We start from the raw sequence: 18,797 nt of genomic DNA on the forward strand, positions 1-18,797 counted from the left end.
GAATTTTATCAGTATTGGTGCTGTGTTCAGGAAAATCAGAATGGCCTAAGGTTACGGCTAGTCTTGCCGGCTGGCTAATAAATGAGTCAGAGCTGCCTGTACATTCTTCTCTACCGCGCTACGCGATATGTCGTAATAGGCGGCGATCCGCTCGTAATTCCAATGGTGAAATTTGTGCAACACCAGAATTTGCCTGCGCCGTTCGGGTAATTGCTCAAGCGCTGCCAGCATCAATGCCAGTTCTTGTTGATCGGACGCTTGCTGTTCGGGCGTCGGGGTATCGTCCGGCAAATTGTCCAGCAGCGATATATCTTCGTCCGTATCGGCCGTTTTTGAGTCGTCGGCGCGTTGGCGAATACGTTCTTTACGCAGATGATCCAGTGCCAGGTTTTTTGCGATTTGGTATAGAAACGGCCGCGGGTAACTGATGTCTTGGATTTCCAGGGCGTGCAGCATTTTTATGTAAGCTTCATGCGCCAAGTCTTCCGCGGTTTGCGGGCAGCCGACGATGCCGAAAATAGTGTGAATCAACGAATCGCGATGGCTCAAAAATAAATCGTCGATGTTGAAGGTGAGGCTGTTCATGGCGAAGACGTGTTTGGCGTGCTTGGAACCCGATAGAGCCGATTTACAGCAATATTTGAACCAATAAACAAGTGTGTTGATTTTGAAAGACAAAATCACATGGCACCCGGCGGCAGGGTATGGCATATGCCGTTTTAATAGGTGAAATGCCTGATTTATTTGCAATCAGAGTGGACGGGAGATGTGTGCTGGAAGTGCCCACAACTACACACTTTTTCTGCGAAAACTGCTAGTCTTATCACCTCGATTAAGCGGGTGGGGCCGAGCTTGGAACAGGATATAACAACAGATTTGCGGGTGTTGGAAAGTCATTTGGACGGTATGCTCAACCGCGTCCAACACAACAGCCTGACCTTGAAACGATTGCAAAGCTTTGAAATGCGTTTGCTGGGCCTTAGTTCGTTGGCGGAAATGATAGAGTTCATTCTTGGTGAAGCCAAGGCGCTATTCGATTTGGACGTGATCAGTTTGTGTTTGATCGATCCGAAAAACGAAATTGCCGGTTATCTGGAAGTGGATAATTATAATTTTCGGGACAGGGAAGGGCTGTTTTTAGCCAGTAGCGAATGGCAATTGCGGCATGGTTTTGGTCTGTCCGATCAGCCGTTTCTGGGTAGCTATCAAACCACGATTTGCGAGAAGTTTTTTTCCGAATCCAGTCAACAAAAACCGGCGTCGGTGGTGATTGCGCCGCTGATTCGCCGGAATCGGTATTTGGGTTCGTTGAATTTGGGCAGTTATCATAATGAGCGTTTCATGCAAGGCATGGCGACCGATTTTGTCGAGCACATCGCCTCGGTCATCAGCATTTGCCTGGAAAACAATTTAAACGTCGAAACCATGCGGCGCACCAGTTTGGTCGATCCCTTGACCGGCGTGAACAATCGGCGTTTTTTGGAGCAGCGCATAGAGGAAGAGTTGGATCGCAGCCAACGCAATCGCGAACCCTTGTCCTGCCTGTTTTTGGATATCGATTTTTTCAAGCGCATCAACGACGGTTTTGGGCATCAGGCCGGGGATCATGTACTGGCTGTGGTGGCTGGTATCATCAAAAAATTGTTGCGCAATAACGATGTGCTGGCGCGTTATGGTGGCGAAGAGTTTGTGGCCTTGCTGTCGCAATCCGATGAAAGTACGGCCTCGGAAATTGCCGAGCGGATTCGTTTGAGTATCGCTAATTTGCAGGTGGAGTATGGCGACCAAGCCATTCCGGTGACTATTTCGATTGGTGTGGCGACTTACCAACCCAGCCGTTCGCAGAAAAAGTCGGTTGCCGAGATTGCGTTGCAATTGGTGCAAACCGCCGATGCTGCCTTGTACGAAGCCAAACGTAAAGGCAGAAACCGTATTGAGAATGGCGGTTTGGTGTTGGTTACCGAGCCTGCTTAGTGGTAACCGCTGGGATTGTTTTTCTGCCAGCGCCAGGTGTCGGTTATCATTTGTTTTAAATCCCGTTCCGCTTTCCAGCCTATTTTTGCTTCAGCCAAGCTCGGATCAGCGTAGCAGGCCGCGACATCACCGGCTCTGCGTGGTGCGATTTTGTAAGGTACCGCTTGGCCCGTCACTTCAATGAAGGTATTGATCATTTCCAATACGCTGTAGCCGTTGCCGGTTCCTAAATTAATCGCATCGCAAATAGCGGTATCGGCCGATTTACCAATCAGGTATTGCAAGGCTTTGATATGGCCTTGCGCCAGATCGACCACATGAATGTAATCGCGCACGCCGGTGCCGTCCTTGGTAGGGTAGTCGTCGCCGAACACCGACAGGACCGGCAATTTGCCGATGGCGACTTGCGATAAAAACGGCATCAGATTATTGGGTATGCCGTTGGGATCTTCACCGATCAAACCGCTGCTGTGCGCACCGATGGGATTGAAATAACGCAGTATCGCAAATTGCCAGGGCTGGCTGTTGCTGTTCAGGCTGTCGGCATTGCTGACATCGCGCAGAATTTCCTCGATAAACAGTTTGGTGCGGCCATAAGGGTTGGCGGCTTGCAGCGGGAAGCTTTCCAGAATCGGTACGCTATGCGGGTCGCCGTAAACGGTCGCCGACGAGCTGAATACCAATCTTTTCACTGCAAACTCGTCCATCGTTTCCAGCAACACTTGGGTGCCGTAGATGTTGTTGTGGTAATAGCTCAGGGGTTGCTGGCAGGATTCGCCGACGGCTTTCAGGCCGGCGAAATGAACCACCGCATCGATTTTATGCGCTTTAAAAATCTCCCGTAGCGCGGCTTGGTCGGTAATGTCGGCTTGATAGAAACCGGGCTTTTGTCCGGTAATGGTTTCGATACGTTTCAGCGATTCGATTTTGCTGTTACTTAGGTTGTCGACAACGATGACCTCGAAACCGTTATTCAGCAGTTCTACGCAGGTATGGCTGCCGATATAGCCGGCGCCGCCCGTCACTAAGATGGTGTGTTTCATCGTTGCATTCCCTATTAGCGTTCTAGGATGTCCAGTCCGGCTTCATCGGATACGACGCGCGGAATAGTGGATTCGGGGTCGCGGCGCAGGCCGGCAAAATCGAACAAGCTGGTATCGGCCATTTGCGACGGCGCGATATTTTGCAAACTGGCGAAAATCGTCTCGATGCGGCCGGGGAATTGTTTATCCCAAGCGTTGAGCATTTGTTTCATGGCCTTGCGTTGCAGGTTTTCTTGCGAACCGCACAGATTGCAGGGAATGATCGGAAACTGTTTGAAAGCCGCGAAGCGGTTGATGTCTTTTTCCCGGCAATATGCTAACGGACGTATGACGATGTTTTGCTTATCGTCACTCAGCAGCTTCGGCGGCATGGCTTTTAGTTTGCCGGCGTAAAACATGTTCAGGAAGAAAGTCTCGATAATGTCGTCGCGGTGATGGCCCAGGGCGATCTTGGTGATCTTATGTTCCTTGGCAAATCCGTACAGCGTGCCGCGACGTAGCCGAGAACATAGGCTGCAAGTGGTTTGGCCTTCCGGGATGATGCGTTTGACGATGCTGTAAGTGTCGTGCTCGATAATGTGGTAAGGCACGCCTATCGATTGTAGATATTCCGGCAGCACATGTTCCGGAAAGCCTGGCTGCTTCTGATCCAGATTGACGGCAATAATCTCAAAATTGATTGGCGCGGTTTTCTGCAGGTTCAGCAGAATGTCCAACATGGTGTAAGAATCTTTGCCGCCTGACAGACAGACCATCAACTTATCGTCAGGTTCTATCATGTTGAAGTCGGCGATGGCTTCGCCAACGCAGCGTCTCAGGCGTTTTTGCAGCTTGTTAAACTGGGTGCGGGATTTGTGTTCTGGATCGGACATGGATGTTGGAAAAGGCGGCTAAAGGGACGTTTAGCCGCGCTAAATTTAGCCGTTATAGCGTTGGAAAATCAGCGTGGCGTTGGTGCCGCCGAAGCCGAAGCTGTTGGACATAATGGTGTTCAGCGTGACGTTATCCCGATATTCTCTAACGATAGGAATGCCGGCCGCACCTGGATCGAGTTGGTTGATATTGGCGGATGCGCTCAAGAAGTTTTCCTGCATCATCAGCAAGGAATAAATGGCTTCGTTGACGCCGGCCGCACCCAAGGCATGTCCGGTTAAAGATTTGGTTGAGCTGACTGCCGGTACGCCGTCAACACCAAACACTTCGCGCATCGCTTCTAGTTCGCGGGTATCGCCTACCGGGGTGCTGGTACCGTGCGCGTTGATATAGTCAATTTTTTCATTAACGGTAGCCAAGGCTTGTTGCATGCAGCGCACTGCGCCTTCGCCGGAGGGTTGTACCATGTCGTAGCCGTCAGATGTGGCGCCGTAGCCGACCAGTTCGGCGTAGATTTTGGCGCCGCGGGCTTTGGCGTGTTCCAATTCTTCGATGACTAACACGCCGCCGCCGCCGGAAATGACGAAGCCGTCGCGGGTTTCGTCGTAGGGACGAGAGGCCGTTTCTGGCGTGTCGTTATATTTTGAGGACAAGGCGCCCATCGCGTCGAACATCACCGACATAGTCCAGTGCAGTTCTTCACCGCCGCCGGCGAACACAACGTCTTGTTTGCCTAATTGAATCAATTCCATGGCGTGGCCGATGCAGTGGGCGCTAGTGGCGCAAGCGGAGCTGATGGAGTAATTGACACCTTTGATTTTAAAGGGTGTGGCTAGGCAGGCTGTATTGGTGCTGGACATGGCGCGCGTCACCATGTACGGACCGACTTTTTTCACGCCTTTCGAGCGCAGAATGTCGGCGGAATCGACCAGATTGGACGTTGACGGCCCGCCTGAGCCCATCACTAAGCCGGTGCGGATATTGGACACTTGCGACTCTTCCAGGCCGGAGTCGGCAATAGCCTGCTCCATAGCCAGGTAGTTGTATGCGGCACCGTCGCCCATAAAGCGTTTAACTTTACGGTCTATCGCTTCATCCAGATCAATATTAACCGGGCCGTGTACATGGCTGCGAAAGCCCATTTCGGCATAGACCGGTGCGTGAACGATACCGGAACGGCCGGCGCGTAAAGAATCAACCACTTCGTCCCGGTTGTTGCCGATGCTGGAAACTATCCCTAAACCTGTTACAACGACGCGCTTCATGATGGTTTCCTTAGAAATCTTGGGTGGAAGTGAATAAACCGACTCGTAAATCGGTCGCCTCGTAGATTTGTTTGCCATCGACTTCCATCGTCGCATCGGCGATGCCCATGACCAATTTGCGTAGAATTACACGCTTCAAGTCGATTTTATAAGTCACTTTTTTGGCTGTCGGCAGTACTTGGCCGGTGAATTTAACTTCGCCGCAACCCAGCGCGCGGCCTTTGCCGGGGCCGCCCAGCCAGCATAAATAAAAGCCGACCAATTGCCACATCGCGTCCAAACCCAGACAGCCTGGCATGACCGGGTCGCCTTGAAAGTGGCAATCAAAAAACCATAATTCGGGGGTAATATCCAGCTCGGCGATGATTTCGCCTTTGCCGTATTTGCCGCCTTCATCGGAAATATGGACGATGCGGTCCATCATCAGCATATTGGGAAGCGGTAGCTGCGCGTTGGTCGGACCGTATAATTCACCTCGGCCGGACATTAATAATTCTTCGCGCGTGAAACTGTGCTGCTTCTCCATCTTGATTTTTACCTGGTTGGTGGGTTCAAAAACTGCGGCATTATCTAATAATCGGCTTAAAAAATCAGCTCAATTTTTAGCCGGGCATGACCTCGCGCATTAGATCGTCGATCTTTAAGCTGTCGCGTTGCAGCCGTTGTTGGTAGATCAAGCTATACATTAACACCGATGCAACATACCCCCGAGTCTCCTTGTAAGGGATGTTTTCAATCCAGATGTCGGCCGGCAAAGCTCGGTTTTCCGGTAGCCAGCGCTTCACTTTATTGGCGCCGGCGTTATAGGCGGCCGTGGCTAGTGCGACGTGGCCATTGAATTGGCGCAATAGTTTTTTGAAATAAAACGCGCCGTATTTGACGTTGAGTTCCGGCTTAAACAGGCTGTAATCGCTATCCCAACTATCGCGCAATTCGGCGGCAATTTGCCGGCCGGTGTTAGGCATAATCTGCATCAAACCTTTAGCGCCAGCCGGCGAGTCGGCCAATTCATCGAACGCACTTTCCTGGCGGATCAATCCCAAAATCAAACCCGGATCCAATTGTTGTGCTGCAGCGTGACTTTGGATGGGCTGGATATAGATCAGCGGAAAGCGCAAATTGACGTCGTCCCATTGATTAGCCTTGGCTATAGTGGCAATCGCCAAAGCCGGACAATTGGCTTGTTGGGCCAGTTTTGCAGCGACGGGTAGCTGGCGACTGTCAAGTTTGGCTATTGCGTACCACCATTGGCGTTTGGCTTCCGGTTTTCTGTCGATAGCGAGTAGTTCGGAAAATACCTGGAAATCCGGTCGATTTTGTAAAGTCTCGAGGTCGCTGCTTGATACCGTCAAAGGTCTGTCCACCAGTTCAATGGCTTGCCTTAATCTGCCGGCGGCCAGAAAACCGTAGAAACTGCGATTTTTTGCCAATTGTTGGAACAAGGCATTGGCTGCTGCGCTCTGGCCGGTTTCCGCCAAGCCGCGAGCTTGCCAGTACTGCCATTTTTCCTGAGATTTTTCGTCGTCGTTAAGGCCGGTAATCGCCACAGCGACGTCTTGCCAGTTCTGCATATTCAACGCGGCTCTGACTCGCCATTCCCGGGCCGATTCGTCGCTGTTTTCCAGTTGCGACAAGCGGGCGTAAGCGCGGCTGTCGTGTTTTAAGGCCAAGGCGATAGCGATGCGTTTTTCGATAAAAGCGGCGGTTGCCGGCGTAATGGCGATTTGCGATTTATGGCTGTCCCAAGTCGTCATGGCCGTTTCGACGTTGGTTTCCAGCCAGCGGTCAATCGCGTGGGCAAACAGTTCTCCGGCTTGCTCAGGGTTCTCGCGCCAGCCTGTATCAGCAATAACGGTTTCCGGCTGTCGGTGCAGTTTTAACCAGGTATTGGCCTGCTTGAGTTCCGCGTCGCTGAAAAATCGGGTCAAGTAGCTGGCCAGGCTTTGATTGTCGCGCTTGAGGGCGGCGTGAAATCGTTGGTTGATCAGTTCCTTATTAAAATGCGGCGATGATTTATAAGCTTCGAACAGGACATCGCAATTATCCGGTTGCGATTTACCGCTTAACCATAAAGCGCGGGCTTGATTGAAGGCTTCCAAGGCTTGGCCGGTTTGCAATTGAGCTAGGCCAGCGTAGCATTGCAGCTCGGGATCGTCACTGCCTTGATAATTATTCAACAGCACTAGCCACTGCTGCTTTTTACCCAAAGCCAGCAACCACTTTTGCCGCAGCCCGGCCGCGTAACGGCTGGCGGCGTGCTCGTTTAAAAACTGTTTGATGTCGGCGTCGGCGTCCAAATGATTTTTTAACCATTGGTATTGCAGATAAGGATATAGCGGGTAGCCTTTTAGGTTTGAAGCCAGCGCGAAATATTCGGCATCGCGATTCTGGTCAAGTGCTTGCTCGGCGCGCAAAAATAGCTGACGTTGGCTGGCCAAAGAGATTTCATCCGCCTGGGCACTGTTCGGTAAAACGCCGGTCAGAGCGGCAAGCACTAAAAAACACGGGATAACATGCATATCAATTTCCACGACAGCCGAGACTAAACCCTATGCAAGAAGTTTTTGCAAAGTGGGTCGGACCATTATAATCGTTAAACTTCATCGAATTTGTTTCATTACCTTGAAAACCTCACAGCGCGCGGCGCAAGCCGAATATTCCTGGCAGTATATTTACAGCATCGCTAAGCAGCATAAAAAACAACTGATCAACGGGCATTTGGTCGCCATCTTGGCAACAGTTGCCAGCGTACCGGTACCCTTATTGATGCCATTATTGGTGGACGAAGTCCTGCTTAACCATCCGGGCGTGGTGCTGAATAGCCTCAATCCATGGCTGCCCGGCGAGTGGCAGCAACCTGCCATTTACATTGCCATTATTTTGCTGCTGAGCTTGCTGTTGCGCTTGTTTGCCTTGGTGCTAAACATTATGCAGACTCGGCAGTTTTCCAATATTGCCAAGGATGTGATTTTTCGCATTCGCGAAAGTTTGGTGAAACATTTGCAACATATCTCGATGTCCGAGTATGAAAGCCTGGGCAGCGGTACGGTCAGTTCGCACATGGTGACCGACCTCGATACGCTGGATAATTTTATCGGCACCACGATCAGTAAATTATTGGTGGCAGTTCTGACCGTGTTCGGTACCGCTTTGATTCTGCTGTGGATGCACTGGCAATTAGGTTTATTCATTATCTTTTTGAACCCGCTGGTAATTTACCTGGCGAGGGCCGTTGGTTCCAGGGTGAAGGAACTGAAGGCTAACGAAAACAAAGCCTACGCCATATTCCAGCAAGCTTTGAGCGAAACGCTGGAGGCGATTCATCAAATCCGCGCCAGCAACCGCGAGGAGCACTATTGCCGGCAGTTGATCGGCAGCGCACTGGCGGTTAAAAACCACTCGACCATCTATGCCTGGAAAAGCGATGCGACGGTGCGTTTGAGCTTTTTGACCTTTCTATTTGGCTTCGATATTTTCCGCGCCACCGCGATGCTGATGGTGCTGTATTCCAATCTGACCATAGGCGAAATGCTGGCGGTATTCGGTTATCTGTGGTTCATGATGGCGCCGGTGCAGGAGATATTAAGCATTCAGCAGTCTTTTTATGCCGCCAAAGCCGCGTTGGCCCGCGTCAATCAGCTGACCCTGTTGCAGCGCGAACCGTATTATCCGCATTTGCAAAACCCGTTTATCGGGCGTAAAACCGTGTCGGTCAGCGTCAAGAATCTGCATTTTAGTTACAAGGACGAACCGGTACTGAACGGTATTAATCTGACCATACCGGCCGGCGAGAAAATCGCCCTGGTCGGCGCCAGCGGCGGTGGCAAGTCGACGCTGGCGCAAACTTTGATCGGTTTATATCCGCCGGGCAGCGGCATGATTTATTTCGACGGCGTGCCGCTGAACCGGATAGGCTTGGATGTGGTGCGCGAACATGTCGCGACCGTTTTACAGCATCCCGCTTTGCTAAACGATACGATACGCGCCAATCTGACCTTGGGCCGGGAGATTGCCGATGCTGAATTGTGGCGAGCTTTGGAGATTGCGCAAATGAAGTCGACCGTTGAAGAACAGCCGCAGGGTTTGGACACCGTGGTGGGCAGGCAGGGTATGCGCTTATCCGGCGGCCAACGGCAACGGCTGGCCATTGCCAGGATGATAGTCAGCCAGCCGGCAGTGGTGATTCTCGACGAAGCCACATCGGCGCTGGACAGCGAAACCGAGTATAAACTGCACCAAGCCTTGAGCACCTTTCTGGAAGGCCGTACTACCATCATCATTGCGCATAGGCTCAGTGCGGTGAAACAGGCCGACCACGTTTATGTCTTTGAACAAGGCCAGATTTGCGAACAAGGCAAACACGATTCCCTGATTCAACAAAACGGCTTGTACGCCAAACTTTACGGTGATTATCAATAGTGTCGGAATTATACGATTTACACAGTCATTCCACCGCGTCCGACGGCGCGTTGTCGCCCACCGAACTGGTGCTGCGCGCCCAGCAGCACGGCGTCACCGCGCTGGCTTTGACCGACCACGATACAACTGCCGGCTTACAAGAAGCGACCGAAGCCGCCGCGCAAGCCGGCATCCGCTTGATTCCCGGCATCGAACTGTCGGCCAGTTTTGAAAGCCATTGTCTGCACATCGTCGGTTTAAATATCGATCCACAGCATCCGGGCTTACTCGACGGTATTGCCAAGCAACAATTAATTCGCGACCAACGCGCGCAAAAAATTGCCGAAAAACTGGCGAAGAAGGGCATAGCCGATGCCTATCCCACGTTAAGACAAATCGCCGGTAACGGCGAAATCACCCGCCTGCATTTTGCCGATTTTTTGGTTAATCAAGGTGTGGTCGAAACCCAGCAGGACGCCTTTGACCGCTATTTGAGCAAGGGTAAGCCGGCTTATGTGCCGACGGTTTGGGCCGGTCTGGCCGATTGTGTCGGCTGGATTCGGGCGGCGGGTGGTGTGGCGGTTTTGGCCCATCCCTTGCGTTACAAACTCAGCACCAAATGGATCAACAAAGCTTTGGTAGCATTCAAGGCGGCAGGCGGGCAGGGCATCGAAGTGGTGACGGGCCGGGCTAGCATCGACGATATTCGCTTAAGTTATTTGCATGCCAGCAAACATCAATTGCATGCGTCGATGGGCTCGGATTTTCATGCGCCGGGCAACCCATGGCTGGAGCTGGGGCGTCTGGCGGCCTTGCCGGACGGCGCGGCGCCGGTTTGGCAGTTATTTTAACCAGGCGTAAACAACCGGGCGAATTCGTCGGCGGGCAAGGGTTGATTCCAATAAAACCCCTGCGCTTTGCGGCAGCCGAGTTGATGCAGTTGCTCGGCTTGCTCCTTGGTTTCCACGCCTTCGGCCAAGGTCAGTAGGCCCAGCGTATCGCCCAATTGCAGGATGGCTTTGACGATAGCGGTGTCTTCGGCTTTGCCTGAGGTTAAATCCCGGATAAACGATTGGTCGATTTTTAGTTTGTTCACCGCAAAGCGCTTCAAATAACTCAGTGAGGAATAACCGGTGCCGAAATCGTCGATGGCAAAGCTGACGCCCAAGGCGCGCAACTGGGCAATCGTATTGATGACGGCATTGGTGTCGAACATCAGGACCGATTCGGTTAACTCCAGCTCTAAATAATGCGGTTCCAGCCCGGATTCCGCCAATGCGCTTTGTACCGACTCCAGTAAGTTGCCGCGCTTGAACTGTAGGGCCGAGATGTTGACGGTAACCAGCAGTTTCATACCGGTGTCGTGCCAAAGCTTGTTTTGCTTACAGGCTTCGCGTAACACCCAGTCGCCTATCGGTACGATCATGCCGTTGTCTTCGGCGATAGGAATGAACTTGGCCGGCGGGATCATCGGGCTGTTTTCCGGTTGCCAGCGCAGCAAGGCTTCCGCACCGATCACCGTGTTGTTGTGTATGGAATATTGCGGCTGATAATGCAAGCGAAGTTCTTTGCGCTTCAAAGCCATGCGCAGACCGTTCTCGATATTCATCCGCTCGATAGACGCCAGGTTCATATCGTTGGAAAAGAAGCGGAAGGTATTGCGGCCTTCGTTTTTCGCCGAATACATTGCCGTGTCGGCTTTGTTGAGTAAACCGTGAAAATTCAGGCCGTCATTGGGATACAAACTGACGCCTATGCTGAAGGAGGTGCAAAGCGTGACGCCTTCGATGACAAAGGGTTGTGTCAGTTGATCGAGAATTTTCAGCACAATTTGCGTGATTGCGTCGATGTCGGGAATGTCGGTGAGGATAATGATGAATTCATCGCCGCCTTGCCGGCAAACCGTATCCACCTCGCGCACGCATTGCACCAGACGCTCCGCGATGCCTTGCAGTAAGCGGTCGCCGACGTCGTGCCCCATTGTGTCGTTAATATTTTTAAAATGATCCAGGTCCAGAAACAGTAAGCCGACCAGCGTGTTGTTACGCACGGCATGGGCCATGGCCTGGTCGAAGCGGTCGCGCAACAAGGTGCGATTGGGCAAATTGGTGAGTGGATCGTGACGTGCCAGATATTCGATTTGGGCTTCGGCGGCCTTGCGCTCGGTAATGTCCGAAAAAATGCCGATGTAATGGCTGATGGCGCCATGGGTGTTATACATCGCGGAAATACCCAGCCATGCGGGATAGGTCTCGCCGTTCTTGCGGGTATCCCAAATTTCGCCTTGCCAGTAGCCGTTTTCGCGCAAGGCCTGCCAGATACGTTGATAGTGGTTGAGGTCAAGATGACGCGCATCGAGAATGGAGGGCGTTTGCTGTAGCACTTCTTCGGCTCTGTAACCGGTAATCGTCGTGTAGGCCTGATTGCTGGAAACGATGCGGGTATCCGGATCGCACAGGAAAATGGCCTCGCCGCTGTTTTCGAACACTTTGGCCAGCAAATTCAGGCGTTCGGCTGCCGTTTTACTGTCGGTGATGTCGGTGTGGGTGCCCAGCATGCGCACTGGCTGATGATTGGCATCGCGTTCGACGATACTGCCTATCGATAATATCCATTTCCAGCTATCGTCGGCGCAACGCTGCCGATATTCCAGGCGATATTCTGCCAGTTCCCCGGCGATGTACTGCCGGTAAGCGTCGGAAACGCGCTGCCGGTCATCGGGATGCAAGCGCATGATCCAGCTGTCGATATTGGCGTCGAAATCGGCTGGGTTGTAGCCGAGCATGCTGGCATATTCGGCGTTGATGATCATGGCCCCGGTTTGCGGATTGATGTCATAAAAACCTTGTTTGGCTGCCTGCATGGATAGCCGCAAGCGTTCCTCGCTATCGGCAAGGGCTTGCTGCGTGCTGCGCATTTCGGTGATGTCGTGCGCCAGGCCGTTCACCGCAACCACTCGGCCGTGGTCGTCGAACATGGGCGACTCATTGAGGCTGAGCACACGCAGACTGCCATCCTTGCTGCGTACTTCCACTTCGTAGTTCGGTGGTTTGATGCCCGCCAGGCATTGTTCGGTGTAGGTTCTGGCAAGCCGATTGATCGGGTTGTTGGTCGTTATATCGAAGCAGTCGCAATGTAGTTCGTCGGGTTTGTAGCCGAGGATATGCTCCACCGAAGGACCTAGATAAGTAAAAATACGTTCGGTATTGTGAGAATACAGGAAGTATTCGTTACCGATACTTTCCACCAAATCCCGAAAGCGTTGCTCGCTTTGCTTGAGTAGCGTTTGTTGCTCTATAAGACGTTGAGTAGTGCGGTGCGAGCGCAGCACATAGCTGATTCGATGCGGCAACAGCGGCCATTGGATGGGTTTGCCGATAAAGTCGGTAGCCCCCAGCCGAAAGGCGTCTTCCACCGCTTGAGTATCCTCGATAGCCGTCATCATGACAATCGGTACCGATTTGTCGCTGGCGGCACGCATGCCTTGTAAACAACTGAAGCCATCCATCTCCGGCATCATCACGTCCAGCAGCACCAAATCCGGCTCGGCGGCGATAAATTGTTCCAATCCGGTTCGGCCGTTGTCGGTTTCGATCAGTTCGTAGCCGTCGGCTTGCAAGATTTGCCTGACCAGCAGACGGACCATCGGATCGTCGTCGACTAACAGGATGCGCGGCTTGGCGGACATGTCAGACTTTGTCGGCTAACAAGCGTTGCGCATTGAATGCACGGACAAATGCGGCAAATTCATTGGCGGGCATGGGCTTGTTGTACAAAAAGCCTTGCACTACCTCGCAACCGCTATCCAGCAGGAAGTTGGCTTGATCTTCATTCTCCACGCCCTCCGCGACCACTTCCAGCGACAGCGCGTCGGCCAAGGCCAATATTGCCGCGGTAATCGCCATGTCGTCTTCATTGTGCGGAAGATCGCGGACAAAGCAATGATCGACTTTCAATTCCGAGATAGGCAGTTTTTTCAAATAAGACAAGGATGAATAACCGGTGCCGAAATCGTCGATACTGATTTTGACGCCCAGGGCTTGCAATTCCCGCAACGTGATTAAGGCGTCGTCGATATGGTCCAGCAAAATAGTTTCGGTCAGTTCCAGCTTGAGGTAGCGAGGTTCCAGGCCGATGCCGGTCAATACGTCGCGGACGTGATTGCCGAAGCCGTATTGTCGGAATTGAGTCGCCGATACGTTCACCGCCATGATCAGCCCTTGGCTCAGTCCCGATTGTTGCCAGTCCAAAGTTTGCCGGCTGGCATTTTCCAGCACCCAATCGCTGATTTGGGCAATCAAGCCGGAATCTTCGGCAATGGGAATAAATTGCGACGGGCCGATCAAACCCAGTTCCGGGTGCTGCCAGCGAATCAAGGCCTCGCAGCCGACGACTTGCTGGCGGCGGATATTAATTTTGGCTTGATAGTAAAGCTGCAATTCATGGCGTTCTATGGCGCGGCGCAGGCTGTTTTCCATCGCCAGTTTATGAAACGCGGCAACATTTAGCGATTTACTGAAAAACTGATAATTGTTATGGCCGTGTTCGCTGGCATGGTTCATCGCAAACTCGCCGTTTTTGATGAAGCTGTCTTCATCCTGGCCGTCGCCCGGATAGACGGCGATACCGATATTGATACCCAGAAACAGTTCGGTGTTCTCCACCGTAAAAGCGTGCTGCATCGCCTGAAAAATCCGCTTAGCCACTTTGACGCTATCGCGCGTGTCCTCGATACGATTCAGCAACACGGTAAATTCGTTACCGCCCAGCCGGGAGACCGTCATGTCCGCCAAATCGTAATCGGCGTTGATGGAAATGTAGTCGCAATCCCGCACTTCGGCCAGCAAGCGTTCGGCGAACAATTTCAACACCTGGTCGCCGATTTTGGGGCCCAGGGTTTCGTTGATGCGTTTGAAACGATCAATACTGATAAATAAAGTGGAAATGACCGTACCGTAGCGCGTGCAATAGGCCATTGCTTGCGCCAGAACTTCCTTGAACAGCGTCCGGTTGGGCAGGCCGGTTAGCGGGTCGTAGTAAGATAAAAGCCTTACCCGTTCTTCTATGTGCCGGCGTTCGGTAATATCTTGCAGCGTACCGTGAATATGGCTTACCTGCCCATCGGCGATCACGGGTTTGCCTTGAATATGAATCACTTGGTTGGCGCCATCGCGACGAGTAATCGATAATTCCAGGCGAAAACTGCGTCGGTTTTTGACGCAAAGATCAATGGCTTGTTGCAGTTTGCCGACTTCCGATGGCTGCATGGATTTGTATAAGTCGCGGCATTTATGTTCGAACGATGAGCGATTCGTGCCGAGGATATTAAAGACTTCTTCCGACCATTGCATGTTGTCGTCGGCAATAGACCAGTACCAACTGCCCAGTTGCGCAATTTTTTGCGCTTGGCGCAGTGCCGCTTCGCTTCGGGCCAGTTCTTCTAACGTGGCGACCGAGCGCAGCAAGTAACGTAAGCGGTGCGGTAAGGTCGGCCAATTGAGCGGTTTGGAGATAAAGTCGGTCGCGCCCAATTGAAAGGCGCGATTGACCGATTCCAGGTCGTCCATGCCGGTCAGCATCACGACGGGCAGCAGGCTGTTGCCGGGCATGTTTTTGATGGCTTGCAGGCAGTCGAAGCCGTTGAGGTCCGGCAACATGACATCCAGCAATACCAGATTGGGCCGTTCGCTGGCTGCCAATGCCAAGCCTTGCTTGCCGCTAGCCGCGCAAATGACATCAAACGCTTCTCTTTGCAGAATTTCTTGCAACATCAGACGCACCATATCGTCGTCGTCTATCGCTAAAATCAAGCTGCGGGCAGGTAATCGTTCCATTATGAGGGTTTGAGTTGCGAAAGCCGCTGGAGAATTTCTTTATATTCTGTTTGCAGGCTTTCGGCAACCCGGCTATCGAATTGCAAAGTGTTGTGTCGCGCTGCATGTTCAAGCGCACGGGCCAGTTCCGACAGGTTTAGTGCGCCGATGTTGGCCGCGGCCGATTTTAGACTATGCGCGGCATGCCGCACTGTTTCCGTATTGCGTTCCAACAGGCCGGAGCGGAGTGTGGCGATATGTTGCTCGGCATTTGTCCTAAACAAAGCCAAGACGTCGTCGACCAGCGCGCTGCCGCCAATTTCCCGCAAGGTATTCAGCGCGGCCGGGTCTAGGGTGGCGGCAATCGATTTGATCTCGGGTGCGGCTGTATTGAGGGCGGTTGTGGGCAGCGGGGCTGCCAACGCCTGAATTTTGTCTTGCAAGGTTTTTTGTAAAAACGGTTTACTGAGATAATCATCCATGCCGGCCTGCAAACAGCGTTCGCGATCACCTTCCATGGCGTTGGCGGTGAGGGCGATAATGGGGATTCGAGGCAAATTGCGGCTGCTTTCCCGATTGCGGATATATTGGGTTGCAGTGTAACCGTCCATGACCGGCATCATGCAATCCATCAGGATGAGATCGACCGGCTCACGGTCGATAATATCGAGCACTTCCCGGCCGTTATTCGCCAGCGACAGGGTGTAGCCCAACTGGCGCAACATAGCGCTGCAAACTTTCTGGTTGACCGGATTGTCTTCGGCCAACAGGATTCGAATGGCGCCGGCAGCAGATGCCGGCGCACTGAACGATTGCGGTTTTTGCGACATCAGCCCGAGCAGCGCATCGTGCAGGGTGCGTCTGTGCAGGGGCTTGTGAAGGTACAGATCGCAGGCGCTGCCGCGAATTTTGGCTAATACGTCCTCATCGTTGCTGGACGTAATAATGACGATACGGATATTGGCAAATCGCCGGTCTATACGAATCCGTTGGGTTAATTCGACGCCGTTCATGCCCAGCATTTTCATGTCCAGCACGGCAATATCGAAGAACAGGCCCAAGTGTGCCGACTGATCGAGAATTTCCAAGGCGTGAGCGCCATTTTTGGCGACGCGGGTAAACATGCCAAAAACAGTCAAATGATTTTCCAGGATTTTTGCATTGGTGGCGTTATCTTCCACCAATAAGACCTGCTTGCCTTGCAGATCGTTGCCCGGCAAGCTTGCAGGCAGGGCTTGGCTAGCTTGGCGGAGCGGGATATGCAGGGTAAATACCGAGCCGCTGTTCGCACGGCTTTGCACTTGGATATTGCCGCCCATCAATTCGCTTAGTTCCTTGCTGATGGCCAATCCCAGACCGGTGCCGCCGTATTTACGGGTGGTGGAGCCGTCGGCTTGACTAAAAGATTTGAATAGCCTGGCTTGAGTGTCCGGGCCGATGCCGATGCCGGTGTCGCTAATACAAAACTCCAGGCACATGCCATCAGCGGATGGGCAGCGATCCGATTCGGCCACATTTACTTGCATTTTCACCGAGCCGGCTTCGGTAAATTTGATGGCGTTGGATAACAAGTTGGTGAGTATTTGCCGTAAGCGATAAGGATCGCCTCTGACGTCGCGCGGCACCCGCTTATCGACGGTGCACACCAGTTCAATGTTTTTGCTGCTGGCGCGTTCGAAGAACAAGGCAGCGAGTTGGTCGGTAAGATTGATCAAATTAAAATCGATTTCTTCCAATTCAAGCTTGCCCGCTTCGATTTTGGAAAAGTCCAGAATATCGTTAATCACGGTCAGCAAAGAATCGGCGGAGCTGAACACGGTTTCGGCGTATTGGCGTTGCGTGGTGTCCAGGTCGGTGCCCAACAGCAATTCGGTCATGCCCAGCACGCCGTTCATGGGGGTGCGGATTTCGTGGCTCATGGTTGCCAGGAATTGCGACTTGGCGATATTGGCGGCTTGGGCATCGACGACGGCCTGCCGCAGGTCGGCGGTGCGCAGATCGACTTGTTTTTCCAGGTTGCCGCGCTGATTTTCCAGTTCGGCATCGCGTTGTTGTACCCGCTCTATCATCTGGTTGAAGCTTCTTACCAGTTGGCCGATTTCATCTTCGCCTTCACCTTTGGCTCGTACCATGTAGTTGTTATCCCTGGATACCTGTTTGGCCAGTGAAGACAAACGGATCAGCGGTGCGGCAATGGATTCCGCGAGGCGTCGTCCGAAAAATACCGCCAGAATAAACGACACCACCATCACCAAAAAAATTTGGCCCAAACTGATAATCACCATCCGCCACATGGGCTTTAAGTCGAGCTGCAAGCGTAAGGTGCCGATCACGTCGCCGTTATCGTCGGGTAAGGGGTTTAATATGACTTGGCTCAATATTCGCAAACCCTGGTTGCGTTGTTGTTGTTCCGCATCGCTCAAGGTGGCGGGGAAACTGTCCGGTGCAGCCTTGGCCGGGTAATGGGCGAAAATTTCGCCGTCATTTTTGTAGAGTTGCGCGGAGATGACTTCGGATTTACCGCGTAAGGTGGCCAGAATCTCGGTGCCGGTTTTGGTGTCGCCAAACAGCAGTGCAGCGTTGGCATTAAAGCCGATCATTTTGCCGAGCGAACGCACCTCCATTGACAGTTCGCGCCGCTCCTGCCAGATATGCGTCATGCTGGTAATTAACAAGGTAAACAGCAGAGCCAATGCCAAAGTGATGGCTTGCAAGCGTTGCAGCTTGTAGGTCATCGGCAGATTGGCCAGTTTGTCGCGAATCATGGGTGGCGTCGAGATGTCATCTGCATGCGGGCTTATTTACCGGCCAAAATGTTTTTAGCCAGTTTCAGCAGTTGGGCGCTGATGCGCGTGTTGCCGGCGTTGGCGGTTTCCAAGTTAATTTCGAAGCTGAGCCGGTTGCCGTCCTGGATCAAACCTATGGTGCCGCCCTGGTTGATAAACCCGGCTTTGTCGCTGACGCTGACTACCGGCGAGCCTTTTAATTCGCGGGCGTAATCGCCCGGATTATCGGCGGTATCGATAAAGATCAGATGGCAGGATTTTATATCTTTGGGTGATATATTGCGGGCGATATCCAAGGGCTTGCCGTTCACCGTTTTGCCTTCCAACATCAATAAATGGTCGCCGAAATCGGTATGACTGCTCAGGCACAAGGTATAACGATTCGGTGTGGTTGCCGACTCCGGCCATTCGATAAACTTAAAGAAATTGTATAAAAATGCCACTTTTACCGCTGCTTCGCTGGCCGCTTCGGCGTGGCATAGATGGCCGCTAAACAGCAAAGGCAGCAACAGCATTTTGCTGACTAGCGTGATGGCTGCGAATCTTGGTTTTTCCGGGGCGCACAGGCACGACGCATCGCAACTGCGATTTCGGCACAATCTTGCATAGCGATGGCGCAAGATTCGACTCATGTTCGACACCGGT

At 52.6% G+C, this 18,797-nt stretch carries 13 protein-coding genes; 3 read left to right on the forward strand and 10 right to left on the reverse strand.

Annotated features, from left to right (window positions below):
* Window positions 1-57: 57 nt before the first annotated feature.
* Complete coding sequence (locus ACR02O_RS12570; RefSeq protein WP_319960713.1) at window positions 58-585, reverse strand: RNA polymerase sigma factor; 528 nt, start codon at window positions 583-585, stop codon at window positions 58-60.
* 267 nt (window positions 586-852) lie between these two features.
* Here ACR02O_RS12570 and ACR02O_RS12575 point away from each other — a divergent pair, with 267 nt between their 5' ends.
* Window positions 853-1,974 carry a DUF484 family protein gene (locus ACR02O_RS12575; protein WP_494521726.1) on the forward strand — a complete coding sequence of 374 codons (1,122 nt, stop codon included), beginning with the start codon at window positions 853-855 and terminating at the stop codon, window positions 1,972-1,974.
* Here the strand turns inward: ACR02O_RS12575 and galE are convergent.
* From galE to ACR02O_RS12600, 5 genes are all read right to left on the reverse strand, one after another.
* On the reverse strand, window positions 1,971-3,017 hold the full coding sequence (gene galE, locus ACR02O_RS12580) for a UDP-glucose 4-epimerase GalE (RefSeq protein ID WP_458137327.1): 1,047 nt from the start codon (window positions 3,015-3,017) through the stop codon (window positions 1,971-1,973). The genes ACR02O_RS12575 and galE overlap by 4 nt on opposite strands.
* Before the next feature lie 14 nt (window positions 3,018-3,031).
* Window positions 3,032-3,889 (reverse strand): tRNA 2-thiocytidine(32) synthetase TtcA, encoded by an 858-nt coding sequence (ttcA, locus tag ACR02O_RS12585; RefSeq protein ID WP_458137328.1) that lies wholly within the window; start codon window positions 3,887-3,889, stop codon window positions 3,032-3,034.
* A 45-nt stretch (window positions 3,890-3,934) separates the two neighbouring features.
* Window positions 3,935-5,155, reverse strand: coding sequence for a beta-ketoacyl-ACP synthase I (fabB, locus tag ACR02O_RS12590; protein WP_171695641.1), 1,221 nt, complete (start codon window positions 5,153-5,155; stop codon window positions 3,935-3,937).
* A 10-nt stretch (window positions 5,156-5,165) separates the two neighbouring features.
* A complete protein-coding gene (gene fabA / locus ACR02O_RS12595) occupies window positions 5,166-5,681 on the reverse strand; it encodes a 3-hydroxyacyl-[acyl-carrier-protein] dehydratase FabA (protein WP_033156420.1) in 516 nt (171 codons plus the stop codon).
* Between the two features lie 76 nt (window positions 5,682-5,757).
* Window positions 5,758-7,674, reverse strand: coding sequence for a transglycosylase SLT domain-containing protein (locus ACR02O_RS12600; RefSeq protein ID WP_494521727.1), 1,917 nt, complete (start codon window positions 7,672-7,674; stop codon window positions 5,758-5,760).
* 103 nt (window positions 7,675-7,777) lie between these two features.
* On the opposite strand from ACR02O_RS12600, the gene ACR02O_RS12605 reads away from it, so the two are divergent.
* Together ACR02O_RS12605 and ACR02O_RS12610 are read left to right on the forward strand one after the other, a co-directional pair.
* Entirely contained in the window at window positions 7,778-9,574 is a 1,797-nt protein-coding gene (locus tag ACR02O_RS12605) for an ABC transporter ATP-binding protein (protein WP_205450354.1), read from the forward strand.
* Window positions 9,574-10,404, forward strand: coding sequence for a PHP domain-containing protein (locus ACR02O_RS12610; protein WP_458137330.1), 831 nt, complete (start codon window positions 9,574-9,576; stop codon window positions 10,402-10,404). The genes ACR02O_RS12605 and ACR02O_RS12610 overlap by 1 nt, the downstream gene beginning before the upstream one ends.
* Here the strand turns inward: ACR02O_RS12610 and ACR02O_RS12615 are convergent.
* From ACR02O_RS12615 to ACR02O_RS12630, 4 genes are read right to left on the reverse strand one after another with little or no spacing between them, the layout of a single operon-like run.
* The gene (locus ACR02O_RS12615) at window positions 10,401-13,241 is read right to left on the reverse strand and encodes an EAL domain-containing protein (RefSeq protein WP_494521728.1); all 2,841 of its coding nucleotides are present in this window, start codon (window positions 13,239-13,241) and stop codon (window positions 10,401-10,403) included. The genes ACR02O_RS12610 and ACR02O_RS12615 overlap by 4 nt on opposite strands.
* A 1-nt stretch (window position 13,242) precedes the next feature.
* Window positions 13,243-15,387 carry a two-component system response regulator gene (locus ACR02O_RS12620; RefSeq protein ID WP_494521729.1) on the reverse strand — a complete coding sequence of 715 codons (2,145 nt, stop codon included), beginning with the start codon at window positions 15,385-15,387 and terminating at the stop codon, window positions 13,243-13,245.
* Window positions 15,387-18,131: a response regulator gene (locus ACR02O_RS12625; RefSeq protein WP_494521730.1), complete on the reverse strand. Its 2,745-nt coding sequence runs from the start codon at window positions 18,129-18,131 to the stop codon at window positions 15,387-15,389. The genes ACR02O_RS12620 and ACR02O_RS12625 overlap by 1 nt, the downstream gene beginning before the upstream one ends.
* 32 nt (window positions 18,132-18,163) lie before the next feature.
* The gene (locus tag ACR02O_RS12630; protein ID WP_445369009.1) at window positions 18,164-18,784 is read right to left on the reverse strand and encodes a YfiR family protein; all 621 of its coding nucleotides are present in this window, start codon (window positions 18,782-18,784) and stop codon (window positions 18,164-18,166) included.
* Window positions 18,785-18,797: the final 13 nt, after the last annotated feature.

The organism is Methylomonas sp. PHL2-19 (assembly GCF_059331595.1).